Here is a 14,818-nt window from a genome sequence, read left to right on the forward strand (position 1 = left end):
CGCGCCGACACGCCGCCGTACACCGAATCGATACCCGAATGCGCTGCCCGGGTCGAACCGCGGTCGCCTTACGATCCGCGCGCTACCTGCTCGGGGTCCCGGACGGGCCGGAGTGGGGATGGTGACAGGCGACCTCGACGTCGCCGAGCGACTCCAGCGGCGGTCGCCGTTCGCGACACACCTCGGTCGCGAACGGGCAGCGCGGGTGGTACGCGCAGCCGGCCGGCGGGGCGAGCGCCGAGGGCACCTCACCGACGATGCCCTCGCCCAACGACGCCGCGTTCGCCCGGCCGATCCGCCCCGGGTCGGGCACCGGCACGCTCGCCAGCAACATCCGCGGGTAGGGGTGCCGCGGATCGCCCAACACGCGCTCGGCCGGGCCGAGTTCGACGATCCGACCCAGGTACATCACCGCCACGCGATCGGCGAGCCGGCGGGCGATGTCGATCTCGTGGGTGATCACCACGATCGCCAGGCCGAGTTCGGTGCGCAGCCGCAGCAGCAGGTTGACCACCGTCGCCTTGACGCTCGCGTCCAGACTCGCGGTCGGCTCGTCCAGGACCAGCACGCGCGGGCGCACGAGCAACGCGCGGGCGAGCACCAAACGGGCCAGTTCGCCGCCGCTGACCTCCCCGGGCAACCGGTCCAGATGATCCGCCGTCAGGCCGACCCGCTCGACCATCGCCAGGACCACTTCCTCGCGCTCGGCCCGGTTCGCGCCCAGCCCGTGCACACGCAACGGCTGATGCAGCGCGTGCCGCAGCGAGCGGCGCCGGTTGAACGCGGCCCGCGGGTTCTGCGTGACGAGTTGTACCAGGCGCTGATCCGCCGGGCCGCGCTCGCCGGACAGGGTGCGGCCGGCCAGCGCGACCGTGCCCGAGGTCGCGGTGTCCAAGCCCGCGAGCACACGCGCGACGGTGGTCTTGCCGGAGCCGGACTCGCCGACGACGGCCAGCACCTCGCCGGCCGCGACCTCGAACGAGACGTCCTCGGCGGCGGGCACGACCCGCGGCTCGGCCCGCCGGCCGAACGGTTTGGGCAGGACGTATCGACGGGTCAGCCCGTCCACCGTCAACAGCGCGCTCACCGGCCGGCCTCCTCGTCCACCCAGTGGCAGCACACGTCGCTCGCGCCGTGTCGGGCCGCGGCCGGCATGCGTTCGCGGCACACGTCCAGCACGTGCGGGCAGCGCGGTGCGAATGGGCATCCGGGCAGCAGGTTCGCGCCGTCCGCGCTGCCCTCGACCGCGCGCAGCGGCCGATCCGCCGGCGTCGTCGCGGGCATCGCGGCGATCAGCGCCCGGGTGTACGGGTGCCTGGGCGCGGCGAAGATCTCCCGGACCGGCGCGGTCTCCACCAGGCGCCCGCCGTACATCACACCGACCCGGTCGCAGATCGTGGAGACCACCGCGAGGTCGTGCGAGACGTAGACCAGGGCGAGTCCGAGCTTGTCCCGCAGGGTCAACAACAGCCGCAACACCTGTGCCTGCACGGTGGCGTCCAAGGTGGTGGTCGGCTCGTCGGCGAGCAGCAGCGCGGGCTCGTGCGCGAGCGCGGCGATCGCGATCACCACGCGCTGGAGCTGCCCGCCGGAGAACCCGCCGGGCAGATCGCGCGGGCGCTCCAGGACCGGCCCCAGACCGATCCCGATCAGCGTCTCGCGGACCTCGACGTCGTCCAGCCGATCGCCCAGGTACCAGCGCAGTTGGCGCAGCACCGGCGTGGTCGGCGCGAGCGAGGTCATCGGCTGCTGGGGTACGAACGCCAGCCTGCGCCCCCGGATCCGGCGCAGGTCCCGCTCCCGCATGCCGGCCAGGTCCTCGCCTTGGAACTCGATGCCGCCCGTACGCCGCGCGCCGTCCGGCAGCAGGCCCATCAGTGCGGCGCACACGCTGCTCTTGCCGCTGCCCGACTCGCCGACCAGGCCCAGAATCTCGCCGGGTGCCACGTCGAAGGAGACCCCGCGCACCGCGGGCACCGGCCCGGCCGGGCCCCGGTAGTCGACGTCGAGGTCGCGCACCCGCAGCAGCGGCACCTCGGCCGCGGTCGCACCGTCCATCACACGAACCGCAGGTGTTGCGGGTCCAGCCGGCTGATCCGCAACATCGTCGGGTCCAGCGGGGACAGTTCGGCGCGCTGGGCGAGGGCGAGCTTGGGATAGGCGGGCGGGGTGATCACCGCGTCCTCGGCGAGCAGTTTGTCCACCCGGCCGAGCGCGGCCGCCCGCTCGGCGTCGTCCGAGGTCTGCCAGACGGTGTCGATCAGCTTGTCCACCTCGGGGTTGGCGTAGCCGCAGGAGAGCACGTTGGTGGAGCCGGCGGGCGCGAGGGTGAGGTAGTTCGCCGGGCCGGAGGTGAACCCGGACGAGAACGTGTTCATCAGCATGTCGTAGTCGCGCGAGAGCCACTTGTTCGACCACGGCCCGCCCGCGAGTTGCTCGATGGTGACGTCGAGGCCGATCTGCTTCCAGCCCGCCACCAGCACCTGGGCGATGTCGCGGATCCCCTGGTTGGTGCCGATGGTCACGGTGAACGAACGCTTGGCCGTCTTCGCCCGGGCCAGCAGCGCGCGGGCCCGCTCCAGGTCCGGCGCGGGTGCGAACGGCTTGAAGGTGGGATCCCAGCCGAGTTCGGCGGGCCCGATCGGGCCCTGGCCCACCGTGCCCTCGCCGCCGTACACCCGTTGCAACACCCCCTGGCGGTCCATCGACAGCGCGACCGCTTTGCGGAAATCGGGATCGTTGAACGGCTCCTTCTTCATCATCACGTAGCTGAGCACGTCCAACGGCGCCTCGGTGAGCACCAGCGCGAGCGACTTGTCCTTGCGGATCATGTCGAAGGTGGCGAAGGACGGTGCGGTGATCAGGTCGACCTTGCCCTGGCGCAGGCTCAGCACGCGCGTATTGGCGTCGGCGAAGACCGTGTACTCCATGCCGGCGAACGCGGGCGCGGCGCCGGCGGCGTACTGGCCGCCGTGGTAGCGGTCGAAGCGGGAGAGGGTGAAGCTCTGGCCGGCCACGAACCGGTCCAACCGGTACGGCCCGGTGCCCATCATCGTGTCCTTGCGGGCCACGTAGTCGCGGTGCGTGATCGGCAGGTTGGTCAGGTGCGAGCGCAGCAGGCCGTACGGCTTGCTCAGCACGATCCGCACGGTGTGCTCGTCGACCCGCTCGAACCGGGAGAGGTAGCCGAGCATGTAGGTGATCCACTCGCTGCCGGCCGAGAGGTCGAGCATGTGCGCGAGGGTGGCCACCACGTCGTCGGCGGTGAACGGCGTGCCGTCGTGCCACACCACGCCCTGACGCAGCCGGATCGTCCAGGCCAGCTTGTCGTCGCTGATCTGCGGTTCGCCATCCGCGAGCAGCGGCACCGAGGCGAGCTTGGCGTCGTAGCCGTACAGGCTCTCCATGATCGGCTCGGCGATCCACCGGGTGATCTCCGAGCCGGAGTCCAGCGGGTTCAGGCTGCCGGGCGCGGAGGCGACGCCGATCCGCAGGATGCCGTCCTTGTGGCGATCGGCCACCCGCTTGGCCCCGGAGGAGCTCGAACACGCGGTGAGCACGCCCGTGCCGCCGGTCGCCGCGAGCGCCGCGAGGCCGAGAAAGCCTCGACGGTTCAGGCCGACTGTGCGCACCGGGGTCACGGGATCTCCTTGGGAGTGGGAGTCTGCTCGAGGGTCGGGGACTGCTTTGCGGCCTGGGTCGGCTTTGTGGCCCGGGTCTGCCTGGGGATCCGGCGTGTGGTCGGGCCGGCCGCCGCGGGACGTGGTCGGGCGCCGGCGGATGTGTCGCCGAGCAGGTTGAAGCCCAGGATCCCGAGCACCAGGACGGTGCCGGGCAGCGTCGCGTACCACCAGTCGCCGCCGATGATCTGCCCGCCGGCGTCGGCGATCAGGTTGCCCAGCGTGGCCTGCGGCGGGGCCACGCCCAGGCCCAGGAAGCTCAGGCCGCCCTCCGCGAAGACCGCGATGGCCATCGCCAGGCAGGCCTGGCCGAGCACCGGCGGCCAGACGTTGACCAGCACCTCGCGGAAGAGGATCTCCCGGGTGGGCACGCCCAGTCCGCGCAGGTTGGTGACGTAGTCCTCGCGCATCTCCACCACCGTCGCGCCGCGCGCGACCCGGGCGAAGTAGGGCACGAAGCCCAGCCCGATGGCGAGCGCCACCCGGGGTCCGTTGCCCACGGTGATCGGCCCGAAGTGCATGTCCGCGGTGCCCATCAGACCGATCAGGAACATCACGAAGACGAACTGCGGCAGGGCCTGGAGGGTTTCCACCGAGCGCATCAGCAGGCCGTCCAGGCGCCCGCCGTGCCGATATCCGGCGAGCACGCCCAGCGGCATGCCGACCGCGACCGCGAAGCCGATCGAGGTCAGGCAGATCCACAGCGAGGTCCAGGCGCCCTCGGCGGTCCGGGCCAGCAGGTCGCGGCCGAGGTGGTCGGTGCCGAAGGGGTGCGCGAACGAGGGCGCCTCGGGGCCCGCGGTCACCAGCGCGGTGGGGTCGCCGTGCAGCCGGCCGACGGTGGCCACCAGGAGGTAGAGCAGGACGCAGGCCAGGCCGATCCAACCGGCCACGCCCCATCGCGGCAGGCGCGGTCGGGCCCTCACGCGGCCCGTCCGAGCTTGTCCCGGGTGACGCCCGCCGCGGTGCGCGGATCCAGCAGCGGGTAGAGCAGGTCGACCACCAGGTTCAACAGCAGGAAGATGGCCGAGGTCGCCACGCAAGCGCCGAGCGCGAGCGGGTAGTCCTGCCGCTGGAACGCGGTGACCATCAGTTGGCCGATCCCGGGGATCTGGAAGACGTTCTCGATCAGTACGGTGCCCGACAACAACCCGCCGAGCAGTACGCCGGCCACGGTCAGCGTCGGCAGCAGCGCGCCGCGCAGCGCCACCCGACGCAGCGTGAGCAGCCGCGAACCGCCCATCGCGCGGGCGAACAGCACATGGTCCGAGGCCATCGCGTCGGCCAGCCCGCCACGCAACGAGCGGGTGAGCATCGCGAAGGTGGCCAGGCCGAGCACGATCGCGGGCAAGACGAGCACCTTGAGGTTGGTCGCGGGATCCTCGCCGAAGCTGACGAAGCCGCCCGCGTTGGGCAGCAGATCGGGATGGCTGTCGCCGACCACCACGAGCGCGATCACGGCCAGCCAGTAGCCCGGCAACGACATCGCCACCACGCTCAGCACCCGCGTCCCGTGATCGACCACCCCACCGCGGCGCAGCACCGACCACACACCCAGCAGCACCGCCGGGATCACCGCGAACACGCAGGCGAGCAAGCCGAGTTCGAGCGAGATCGGCAGCGCGCGGCCGAGTTGCCCGGCGACCGAGGTGCCGTCGTAGAGCGAGGTGCCGAAGTCACCGCGCAGCGCGTCGCCGACATAGTCGAGGTACTGGGTCACCAACGGCCGGTCCAGACCCATCCGGTGCTCGACCGCGGCACGGGCCACCGGATCGGCCGCGACCTGCGGCGCGAGCTGGTTGACCGGGCTCACCGGGGACGCGTGCAGCAGCAGGAACAGGCCGGTCACGACGGCGAACATCACCACGACGACGCCCAGGACCCGCCGCACCAGGTAGTTCGTCATCACTCTCCCTGCCGATCCGATGCGCCATCCATTGTCGGACGGCGCATCGGACGGTGGGCCCCCGGGTCGTGCGGTGCCGGCGGAACGTGGCGTTCCGCCGGCATTCAGGCTGTCTCGGTCGTTCGGACGGTCTCGGTCGTGCAGGCGGTGTGGGTCGTGCAGGCGGTCTCGGTCGTGCAGGCGGTGTGGGTCGTGCAGGCGGTGCCGGTCGTTCAGGCGGTCTTGCGGAACCGCTCCAGGTCCCGACCCAGCTCACGCAGCACGGCGCTGTTGATGTCGTACGCGAACAGCACCTCCTGGATCACCAGTTCCTGCTCCTCGGCGTCCCACGGCGCGTTGTTCATCGCCGCGCGGTAGGCGTCCTTCCACACGGTCAGGTCGCCGAGTTGGTCGAACACGTAGAAGTCGCTGCCCTGGGTGCCGGGCAGGTCGTAGTGCTTGCGCATCTGCTTGGCGATGAACTGGCCGCCGGACATGTCACCGAGGTAGCGGGTGTAGTGGTGCGCGACGAAGCCGCCGGCCCAGTCGTAGCACTTCTCCCGCATCCGGTCGGCGTAGCGCACGGTGGCATCGTTCGCGGGCCACTCCTGCTTCCAGTTCTCGCCGGCCAGGAAGAGCATGTCGGCCTCGAGAATGGCCCGGCGATCCAGTCGCGCGTCGGCGAACGGGGCGCCGATCGGGTCGTTGCGCATGGTGTCCGCGGCGTCGTCGAGCACGACGTAGGCCCAGTAGTGCTGGGCCACCATCGCGGTGTACGCGTCCCGGGTCAGCTCGCCCTTCATCAGCGCCTCCAGGAAGCCCGAACCCTCGGCCTCCTGGTGGAAGGCCCACGAGCGCTTGCGCAGCGACTCGGCGAAGGTCGGGGTGGCACCGGCGGTTTCGGCGGTCTCGGTCGTGGTCATGAGGTTTCCCCTAGGTGCGACAAGATCTACCGAACGCGCACGAGTGAGTGCGTACGGTGCGAACTATGACGGATCAGGCGGCTTCGCCCGTGCGGATTCGGCGTTCCGCCCATGGCGAAGCGCTCGCGGGGATTCGGGTCGCCGCCCGTTTCCGCCGGCCCTCGCAGTCTGTGTGGCGCCATGCGGTGCCGTCAATAAGTTACCGACAACTTGTCGGCACGTTGTCGGCGGGGGGTGTCGGTGGGGACGCGGCGGGTCTCGGTCGACCCGGGGCGGCGATCGCGCGCGGCGGGCCGGCTCCTCGATCGGGCCGCCGCGGCACCGTCGTCACGCGGTTTCGCGTCGTTCGAGTACGGCGTTGTCGCGCGGTTTGCGCACCGTTGTCGTTCGGCGCCGTCATGCGGTTCTCACACCGTTCCCGGACGGCCTCGCGGGCAACCCCCGGAAGTCCGGGTGATCCGGCCCGGTCTTAGGATAGCCTCACCTCCAATCATTCCGTACGCAGTCGTACGGTCGGCCCAGAGGACACAACGTGAGCCCAGCCCGCACCGGACGCCTCGGCGGCACCGTCGCCGCGATCGCGACCCTCCTTCTCGCATGGGCGCTCGTCGGCCTCGCGAGCCCCGCGCACGCGAGCGGCACCCCGGCGGCGGGCAAGGCCACGCTGACCGCGGAGAAGACCACCGGGCTGAACCCGGCGGGCGACGTGGTCAAGCTGGTCGGCAAGGGCTTCACGCCCGGCGTACGGTTGTTCATCCTGCCGTGCGACCCCGCCCAGGGCGCGGGCCGCGCGTGCGACATGGGCTCGTTCGGCGGCCCCACCGAGGCGGACGCGACCGGCTCGTTCAGCACCGACGTCAAGGTCGCCGCCAAGTTCGGCACGGTCGACTGCCTCAAGACCCGGTGCGCCATCGCGACGTCCAACTCGGCCAACGGCAAGGACCGTACGCAGGAGGTCTACCTCCCGATCGGCTTCGCGGGCGAGGCTCCGGGCCTGCCCGCGAGCCCCGGGCCGGCCACCGCCGCTCCCCAGGCCGGCGCTCCCGGCGCGGGTGGTGCGCCGCCGTCCTCGGCCGCCGCCCCCGCCGCCTCGCCCGGTGCCGACACCGCGAAGACCTCGGCGCGGGACGAGGACGACGACAGCAGCAACACCGGCCTGATCATCGGGGTGGTCGCCGCGGTCGTGGTGGTCCTGGTGGCCGTCGGCGTGGTGGTCAAGCGCCGGCGCCAGGGCGCCTGACCCGGCCTCCCCCGACCCACCGAGCTCGTTCCCAGCTTCCGGAGTCCACATATGCGCAAGTCCCGTACCGCCGCGGCCGTCGCCGCCGGCGCGATCGCCGGCCTCGGCCTCACCACCTTCGCCGCCGCCCCCGCGTCGGCCGCCGACGCCCCCACCATCACCCTGTCCAAGTCGACCGGGCTGGCCGGCGGCGGCGAGGAGATCACCGTCACCGGCAAGGGCTACAAGCCGGGCAAGGGCGTGTACATCGCGCAGACCGTGGCCAAGCCGGCCGGCGGCGTGCCGACCCAGTACGGCAACGCGGGCTACGTCCCGCAGGTCGGCGCGGACGGTACCTTCTCGGTCAAGATCAAGCCCGCGCAGAGCTTCGAGGGCAAGGACAAGAAGAAGGTGGACTGCGCCGCCACCGCGTGCTTCGTGGCCACCTTCAACGACCACACCGACCTGGCCAACCGCGACCAGGACGTGTGGGTCCCGGTGACCTTCGGCGCCGCCGCGCCCGCGGCGCCTGCCACGACGACGCCGCAGACCGGCGCCACCACCGAGGCCGGCGAGCCGAAGTTGCCCAAGACCGGTTCGTCGAGCACGCAGCTCGCCTATGTCGGCGCGGGCATGCTGGTGGTCGGCGTGGGTGCGGTCGCCGCGTCTCGTCGACGCCGCGACTCCGCACGCGCCTGATCCCACCCCTACCGCTGGAGGCGACCCGCATGAGCGAGGCGAGCGTCAACCCGTTCGGAGCGGACGCGATCACCGCCGTCTGCAAGCACATGAACGACGACCACCCCGACGACTGTCTGCTGATCTCGCGCGGCCTGGGCGGGCAGCCGGAGGCCACCTCGGCCACGATGACCGGTCTGGACGGCGACGCGGCGTACTACTCGGCGATCGTTGCCGGCGAACCGGTCGCGGTGCGGGTGCCGTGGAGTCGTTCGATCACCGAGCGCCGGGACGTGCGGGTCGAGGTCGTCACGCAGTACAACGACGCGTGCAAGGCACTCGGTGTGCCGGCGCGCGGCGAGGGCGAGCACTGAGCGCGGTCGACCGGTAGGGAACCGGCGGGCCGACCGGCCCGACCACCTGTCAGACCCGACCACCTGTAACAAGCGTCACGCCGACGGCCCGGGAGGAAGCTCTCCCGGGCCGTCGGCGTTGGTCCGGTCGGGAAAAACCTGTCGTATGCACCTGTACGAAAAGATATAGTGAGCTTCGCTCAGTATCAGGCTTCGCCTCCACACTCGGCTCTCGCCTCCCCCTCCCGCCCTCCACGCACCCTCCCCGAACGAAGGCCCCTGCCGTATGCCGCCCATATCCGCGTCTCGCCTCAGCCAGAAGGTCGTGGTCGGCGCCGTCTTCGTCGCCGCGATGTTCGTCAACATCCTCGACATCACCATCATCAACGTCGCGCTGCCGGCGATCGGCAAGGACCTCGGCGCCTCCCAGGCGAGCCTGGCCACGGTCGCGGTCGGCTACCTGGTCAGCCTCGCGGTGTTCATCCCCGCGTCCGGCTGGCTCGGCGACCGCTTCGGCACCAAGCGCATCTTCCTGATCGCGCTCGCCCTGTTCACCGGCGCGTCCGCGCTGTGCGGGCTGGCCCAGAGCATCGACCAACTGGTGCTGTTCCGCATCCTCCAGGGCGCGGGCGGCGGCATGCTGACGCCGGTCGGCATGGCGATGATGTTCCGGGTCTTCCCGCCCGAGGAGCGCGTGCGCGCGTCCCGCATCCTGATGGTCCCCACCGCCCTGGCACCCGCGCTCGGCCCGGTGCTCGGCGGCCTGCTCGTGGACAAGGCGTCCTGGCGCTGGGTCTTCTACATCAACCTGCCGGTGGGCGTGGCCGCGTTCGTGTTCGGCCTGATCTTCCTGGAGGAGTACAAGAACCCCAAGGCCGGTCGCTTCGACCTGCCCGGCTTCGTGCTCTCCGGGGCCGGCTTCGCGCTGCTGATGTACGCGCTGAGCGAGGGCGCGACCAAGGGCTGGGGCTCGCCGATCATCCTGTCCACCGGGATCTCCGGGCTGATCCTGTGTATCGCGATGGTCTTCGTCGAACTGCGGGTCAAGGAGCCGATGCTGCACCTGCGGCTGCTCCGCGATCGGCTGTTCGTGAGCACCAACGTGGTGTCGATGGTCAACTCCGCGGCGTTCCTGGGCGTGCTGTACGTCTTCCCGCTGATGCAGCAGCAGGCGTTCGGCAAGAGCGCCCTGGAGACCGGCCTGCTCACCTTCCCCGAGGCGTTCGGTGTGGTGATCGCCACCCAGTGGGTCTCGCGCCTGTACCCGGTGGTCGGTCCGCGCCGACTGATGGCGGGCGGCCTGCTCGGCATCGGCGCGTGCGCGGCGCTGCTCGCTCTGGTCGACGGCGACACCTCGGCCGTACTGATCGTGGTGTTGATGTTCTGCACGGGTGCCTCGATGGCGCACGTGATGATCCCGATGCAGGCGGCGGCGTTCGCGCGTACCGCGCCGGCCGACAACGGCCGCGCCTCGACCCTCTTCAACGTGCAGCGCCAACTCGGCTCGGCCCTCGGCGTCGCGCTACTGGCGAGCGTGCTCGCCGGAATCGGCACGATGACCATCCACTCCGGCGGCGCCCCGAGCCCGAACCTGCACGCCTACCACGTGGCCTTCCTGGTCGCGGCCGGCCTCGCGGTCCTCGGCGCGATCGCCGCCCTGACCATCCGCGACTCGGACGCCGCCTCCACGCTCCGCAAGAAGACCGAGGTCGTCCCCGCCCCGAAGCCGGAGACGGAGAGCGCAACGGTCTGATCCGAGGTTCCGGCCGTCGGCTGCCTACACTCGGGCCATGGACAGGACCGACCGTGCGAGTCGGGTGATCGCGGCATCACCGGCGACCGTCTACGACGCCCTCCTGGACCGGGAGTCCCTCGAGACCTGGTTGCCGCCGGAGGGCATGCGCGGGCGGATCGAGCGGTGGGATCCGCGGCCCGGTGGCGGGTTCCGGATGGTCCTCACCTACCTCGACCCCACCGACAGCCCCGGCAAGACCTCGGACGCGACGGATGTCGTCGACGTCGAGTTCGGTGAACTGGTGCGGGCGGAGCGCGTGGTGCAGCGGGCCGTGTTCGAGGCCGACGACCCGTCGTACGCGGGGACCATGACGATGACCTGGCACCTCGTTGCCGATGATGGCGGTGGCAGTGGCGGTGGTGGCAGTGGCAGTGGCAGTAACCGTGGCGGGGACGCGACCAGGGTGACCGTCACCGCCACGGATGTGCCGCCCGGCATCGACCAGGCGGCACACGAGGTCGGAATCGCCTCCTCGCTCGCCAACTTGGCGGGGTACGTGGAAGAGACCGGCTGACGCACGTCGACGCCGAACCGGGCTGACGACGTCGGCCCGGGAGCGAGCGGCCGTCCGGGCGTTCGGTCCCGCCCGCCGGATGTGGCAGGACGTGTCGGCGTCGATGGCGGTGTCGGTGTCGGCGTCGATCCGACGTCAGGCCCGGAAGCGCCACGAGACGTGCGCGGAGCGCCTTCGCATCGTTTCGCGGCGTTCCGGTTCGTCGACCGTGCGGGTGGTCGGGACGAGGTGGTCGCGGACCTCGTGGCGGGGGACCACCAGAGCCCGGACGGTGGGTTGTTCGCGGGGGTCGAGCCAGCGGTGCGTCGCGAAAACCTCCGTTCGCCCCTCGGTGTCCAGCCAGTTCGGTACGCCGGGGTCCACCGCGCCGATCACGACCCGGATCAGCCCGTCGGGATCGCGCTCGGCCTGCACGTGATTGAGCGAGGTCTGGCGGTTGGCGAAATCGAGCGACTCGAACCAACCGGGGCTGTAGAGCTGGAGATCCCACTGCCCGGAGACGCGGGGGTCGGTCTCCACGATCAGCACCTGATCATCCGTCAGCCGCACCCGCGCGAAGCCGTACACGACCTCCTTGACCCCGCCGGCCACCGTGGCCGGCGTACTGAACGTGTTCACCGCCTGCCGGTCGCCGGTGGTGCGCACCCAGTCGTTCCAGACGTCGATCGAGTTCTCCACCGACGTCGCGGCGCCGTCGAGCATGCCCGCGACCCGCTCCGGGGTCACCCGTGCGGCCGGTCGCCCCTGGGTGTCCAGGCGTTCGAGGGCGAGCATGGCGGGCTGTTCCGGCTTCCAGTCGAAGTAGTAGTCGCGTACGTGCAGAACCCGGGCGTCCGGTGTGAGGGGGACCCAGTTCCCGGGCTGCTCGGTGGCGCTGAGGATGATCTCGACGGTGTCGCCGGGCCCGACGCCCAGCGCGGTCGAGGAGGTCTCGGCGACGATGTCGGTCCGCCCGGAGTGCATGTCCCCCGGTTTGACCTGGAGTACGAACTTCTCGCACGCGTTCATCGTCACGGTGAGCCGGTACACGCCGTCCCCCGCGATCGGCGCGCGGCGCGCGTTCTGGTCCACGTTCGGCCCGCCCCAGCGGTAGGCGAGGTCGTTGTGGGTGAAGAAGGCCGGGTTCTGCGGGTCGGTCGCGGCGAGTTGGTAGGTCAGCCAGCAGGCGACCTGATTGGCCAGGTGCCGGATGCCCTCGGCTCGGTCGGCGTCGGTCGCGCCGGGGAAGTCGGCCTCCAGGATGCGGTCGCCGAGGGCGGCCATGCGCTCGCAATAGGCTCGCCACGCGGTGCCGTTGACCACGTCGTGCGCGGGTGGGTCGTTGCGACGCGGGTCGTGGTGGTGCCGGTCGTGGTGGTGGCGGTCGTTCGCGACTTGCCGTTGCGGTGCTTGCTGGTGCGGGACTTGCTGGTGCGGGTCGTTCGCGCGGAGTTCGTTCGACTGCACGTCAGATCTCTTCCGTCGGGACCAGGAACCGCTTCTGATAGTCCGTCAGCCGAGATCGTACGTCCTCCCGGGCCAATCCGAGGTCGTCGAACGAGTAGTTGTGCCTCCCGTGCCTACCCTGGGGCCGTTCGGTCAGGTACGCGCGCATCGCCGTCTCGGCCACGGTGGTGAGATCCAGACCGAATGTGGCGTACAACTCGCCCACCACCGCGATCGGGTCGCGCATGAAGTCGGCGTAGGCCGAGTCGTGCCAGTCGGATTCGGCGACCCGACCCGCGTCACGAAACGCGGTGAGCCGGTCGTACGCGGTGCACCACAGGGCGCTCTGGGTGCGGGCGACGTCCCGAATGTCGGACGGATTGCCGTACGCGTGGTGGATCGTGGCGATCAGGCTGCTCAACGAGGCCAGCACGGTGAGCGGATCGCGATGGGTCACCGCGAGCCGCGCATCGGGGTACACGTCGACCAGCGCGTCCAGGGTCAGCAGGTGCGCGGGTGACTTGAGCACCCAGCGGGTCTCCCCCGGCGTTCGGCGCTGGAGGATCTGCAACACGAGCCGGTGATAGGCGTACGCGGGTCGCATGTCGCACTCGGCCAACCACGCGGCGTAGGACGGGATCGCGAACTGCCCGGTGAAGTCCTCGGATCGGAACGCGAGCGCATGCGCGCTGATGCATTCCTTGGGCAGCGTGCCGCTCTTCTCGTGGATCGCGTCCATGGCCGGCACCGCACTCGTGATGAACCGGATCTCGCGCTCGGCGAGCCCGATCCGCGGGTCGGCGTCCCGGGTCGCGGGCTCCGGCGGCGGAACCGGGCGCAGGAACTCCCAGGTGGCCGGCACCCGGTTCGCCGGATCCCGGGCAAGCAGCGCATGCAGGATCGAAGTCCCGGTCCGGGGACCGCCGGTGACGAAGATCGGGCGCTGGATCGGCTCGTCGCGGACGCCGGGATCGTCCCGGACGTAGCGGGCCACCTGAAGCCGCACGTCCAGGAGCCGGGCCACCCACGTGTGCGCCCACCAGCGGCCCACCCGGTCCAGGTTCGCCTCGTGCTCCAGCGCGTGGAGCAGTCGGTCCAACCCCTCGCGGAAGCCGGGGTCGTCGTCCTCGCCCGGGTCGGTCAGTCCGGTCCTGGCCTGGGCCTCGCCGATCAGCGCGGCGGCGGCGAACGGCCGGTCCAGATCGTCGGTGAGCGGTGGGATGTCGCCGGCGGCAAGGGTCTCGGTCCAGGCGGCGCGGTGCGGCGGTGTCCAGGCCATGGCGGTACGGCCTCCCTCACGTCGTTCGAGTTCGCGGGCGGACGCCGAGTGGGCGCGACCCCGCCGCAGATTAGCTCTTTGTGAAGGTAAATCTGAAGAGGTGTCAGATACTGATCGGCGATGCGGTTGTGGGGGGTGGGGTGGCTCGGGGTGCGGCTCGGGTTGCCGACTTGAGTTCGGGCTCGGGTTGCCCGCTTGAGTCCGGCTCGGGTTGCATGAGTTCCGGCTCCGGGTACGGCTCGGCTCCGGGTACGGCTCGGGTTCGGATTCGGGCTCGGGGCTGAGTGGTCCGGGTGGCGGACCGGATCCGGGAGGGTGAGGGGTGCCCCGTACCGTACGAACCCTCGGTATCAGCGCGGAATCAACGCGAATCAACGCGGATGGAGAGTCGTGAGCGAGCGCAACGTGGTCTGGCACGAGGGCGGAGTGACGCGCGAGCAGCGTCCGGCGCTCGGGGCGACAATCTGGTTCACCGGGCTGTCGGGCTCGGGCAAGTCGACGGTCGCGGTGATCGCCGAGCGGCTCCTGGTCGAGCGTGGGATCACCGCGTACCGCCTGGACGGCGACAACGTCCGGCTCGGACTGAACGGCGACCTGGGCTTCGGGGCCGAGGACCGGACCGAGAACATCCGCCGGGTCGGCGAGGTGGCCCGCCTGTTCGCCGATGCGGGTGTGATCGCGATCGTCCCGGTGATCAGCCCGTACCGCGCCGACCGCGACCGGGTCCGCGCCCTGCACGCCCGGGACGGACTGCCGTTCCTGGAGGTGTTCGTGGACACCCCGATCGAGGAATGCGAACGTCGCGACCCGAAGGGCCTGTACGCCAAGGCCCGCCGCGGGGAGATCGGCGACTTCACCGGGATCTCGGCCCCGTACGAGGCGCCGGAGGCACCGGAACTGCGCCTCACCCCGGCGGATGGCGACCCGGAGCAGCAGGCGGCGCGGCTGATCGCGCTGTTGGACACGCTGAAGCTCGGAGTGTAGGCGGGGCTGGGCGGGGACCGGATCGAATCGGGTCGGCGAGGCGAGGGCCGGGTCGGCCGGGTCGGCCGGGTCGGTATGGTCGG

General features: G+C 71.1%; 14 protein-coding genes. 6 read left to right on the forward strand and 8 right to left on the reverse strand.

Going from position 1 to position 14,818, the window contains the following annotated elements; genetic code table 11:
• Positions 1 to 82: 82 nt before the first annotated feature.
• The 6 genes from ACIRL2_RS00510 to ACIRL2_RS00535 form a co-directional block, all read right to left on the reverse strand.
• Positions 83 to 1,087 (reverse strand): oligopeptide/dipeptide ABC transporter ATP-binding protein, encoded by a 1,005-nt coding sequence (locus tag ACIRL2_RS00510; RefSeq protein ID WP_402229102.1) that lies wholly within the window; start codon positions 1,085 to 1,087, stop codon positions 83 to 85.
• A complete protein-coding gene (locus ACIRL2_RS00515; RefSeq protein WP_395859677.1) occupies positions 1,084 to 2,058 on the reverse strand; it encodes an ABC transporter ATP-binding protein in 975 nt (324 codons plus the stop codon). Before ACIRL2_RS00515 ends, ACIRL2_RS00510 begins: the two co-directional genes overlap by 4 nt.
• Positions 2,058 to 3,641, reverse strand: coding sequence for an ABC transporter substrate-binding protein (locus ACIRL2_RS00520; protein ID WP_395859678.1), 1,584 nt, complete (start codon positions 3,639 to 3,641; stop codon positions 2,058 to 2,060). Before ACIRL2_RS00520 ends, ACIRL2_RS00515 begins: the two co-directional genes overlap by 1 nt.
• Complete coding sequence (locus tag ACIRL2_RS00525) at positions 3,638 to 4,606, reverse strand: ABC transporter permease (RefSeq protein WP_395859679.1); 969 nt, start codon at positions 4,604 to 4,606, stop codon at positions 3,638 to 3,640. Before ACIRL2_RS00525 ends, ACIRL2_RS00520 begins: the two co-directional genes overlap by 4 nt.
• On the reverse strand, positions 4,603 to 5,586 hold the full coding sequence (locus ACIRL2_RS00530; protein ID WP_395859680.1) for an ABC transporter permease: 984 nt from the start codon (positions 5,584 to 5,586) through the stop codon (positions 4,603 to 4,605). Before ACIRL2_RS00530 ends, ACIRL2_RS00525 begins: the two co-directional genes overlap by 4 nt.
• A 212-nt stretch (positions 5,587 to 5,798) precedes the next feature.
• The gene (locus ACIRL2_RS00535; RefSeq protein ID WP_395859681.1) at positions 5,799 to 6,488 is read right to left on the reverse strand and encodes a heme oxygenase (biliverdin-producing); all 690 of its coding nucleotides are present in this window, start codon (positions 6,486 to 6,488) and stop codon (positions 5,799 to 5,801) included.
• 532 nt (positions 6,489 to 7,020) lie between these two features.
• Between ACIRL2_RS00535 and ACIRL2_RS00540 the strand changes: the two genes are divergently transcribed.
• From ACIRL2_RS00540 to ACIRL2_RS00560, 5 genes are all read left to right on the forward strand, one after another.
• The gene (locus ACIRL2_RS00540; RefSeq protein WP_402229106.1) at positions 7,021 to 7,728 is read left to right on the forward strand and encodes a neocarzinostatin apoprotein domain-containing protein; all 708 of its coding nucleotides are present in this window, start codon (positions 7,021 to 7,023) and stop codon (positions 7,726 to 7,728) included.
• 51 nt (positions 7,729 to 7,779) lie between these two features.
• The gene (locus ACIRL2_RS00545; protein WP_402229109.1) at positions 7,780 to 8,406 is read left to right on the forward strand and encodes a neocarzinostatin apoprotein domain-containing protein; all 627 of its coding nucleotides are present in this window, start codon (positions 7,780 to 7,782) and stop codon (positions 8,404 to 8,406) included.
• Between the two features lie 29 nt (positions 8,407 to 8,435).
• Positions 8,436 to 8,759, forward strand: a complete 324-nt coding sequence (locus ACIRL2_RS00550) for a DUF2470 domain-containing protein (RefSeq protein WP_395859684.1) — start codon at positions 8,436 to 8,438, stop codon at positions 8,757 to 8,759.
• Positions 8,760 to 9,024: 265 nt separating this feature from the next.
• Complete coding sequence (locus tag ACIRL2_RS00555; protein WP_402229112.1) at positions 9,025 to 10,491, forward strand: MDR family MFS transporter; 1,467 nt, start codon at positions 9,025 to 9,027, stop codon at positions 10,489 to 10,491.
• A 37-nt stretch (positions 10,492 to 10,528) separates the two neighbouring features.
• Entirely contained in the window at positions 10,529 to 11,047 is a 519-nt protein-coding gene (locus tag ACIRL2_RS00560) for an SRPBCC family protein (protein WP_395859686.1), read from the forward strand.
• Between the two features lie 135 nt (positions 11,048 to 11,182).
• Here ACIRL2_RS00560 and ACIRL2_RS00565 read toward each other — a convergent pair whose 3' ends face one another.
• Together ACIRL2_RS00565 and ACIRL2_RS00570 are read right to left on the reverse strand one after the other, a co-directional pair.
• Positions 11,183 to 12,493, reverse strand: a complete 1,311-nt coding sequence (locus tag ACIRL2_RS00565; RefSeq protein ID WP_402229114.1) for a DUF1214 domain-containing protein — start codon at positions 12,491 to 12,493, stop codon at positions 11,183 to 11,185.
• Position 12,494: 1 nt separating this feature from the next.
• Positions 12,495 to 13,751 carry a sulfotransferase family protein gene (locus tag ACIRL2_RS00570; RefSeq protein ID WP_395859688.1) on the reverse strand — a complete coding sequence of 419 codons (1,257 nt, stop codon included), beginning with the start codon at positions 13,749 to 13,751 and terminating at the stop codon, positions 12,495 to 12,497.
• A gap of 390 nt (positions 13,752 to 14,141) precedes the next feature.
• On the opposite strand from ACIRL2_RS00570, the gene cysC reads away from it, so the two are divergent.
• Positions 14,142 to 14,735 carry an adenylyl-sulfate kinase gene (gene cysC / locus ACIRL2_RS00575; protein ID WP_395859689.1) on the forward strand — a complete coding sequence of 198 codons (594 nt, stop codon included), beginning with the start codon at positions 14,142 to 14,144 and terminating at the stop codon, positions 14,733 to 14,735.
• Positions 14,736 to 14,818 lie beyond the last annotated feature (83 nt).

Origin of the sequence: Embleya sp. NPDC127516 (assembly GCF_044765325.1) — a bacterium.
Taxonomy (GTDB): Bacteria; Actinomycetota; Actinomycetes; order Streptomycetales; family Streptomycetaceae; genus Embleya.

Coding starts and splice junctions, on each gene's coding strand:
- ACIRL2_RS00555 (WP_402229112.1), top strand. CDS start 9,025: ATGCCGCCCATATCCGCGTCTCGCCTCAGCCAGAAGGTCGTGGTCGGC.
- ACIRL2_RS00530 (WP_395859680.1), bottom strand. CDS start 5,586: ATGACGAACTACCTGGTGCGGCGGGTCCTGGGCGTCGTCGTGGTGATG.
- ACIRL2_RS00560 (WP_395859686.1), top strand. CDS start 10,529: ATGGACAGGACCGACCGTGCGAGTCGGGTGATCGCGGCATCACCGGCG.
- ACIRL2_RS00535 (WP_395859681.1), bottom strand. CDS start 6,488: ATGACCACGACCGAGACCGCCGAAACCGCCGGTGCCACCCCGACCTTC.
- ACIRL2_RS00550 (WP_395859684.1), top strand. CDS start 8,436: ATGAGCGAGGCGAGCGTCAACCCGTTCGGAGCGGACGCGATCACCGCC.
- ACIRL2_RS00570 (WP_395859688.1), bottom strand. CDS start 13,751: ATGGCCTGGACACCGCCGCACCGCGCCGCCTGGACCGAGACCCTTGCC.
- ACIRL2_RS00545 (WP_402229109.1), top strand. CDS start 7,780: ATGCGCAAGTCCCGTACCGCCGCGGCCGTCGCCGCCGGCGCGATCGCC.
- ACIRL2_RS00515 (WP_395859677.1), bottom strand. CDS start 2,058: ATGGACGGTGCGACCGCGGCCGAGGTGCCGCTGCTGCGGGTGCGCGAC.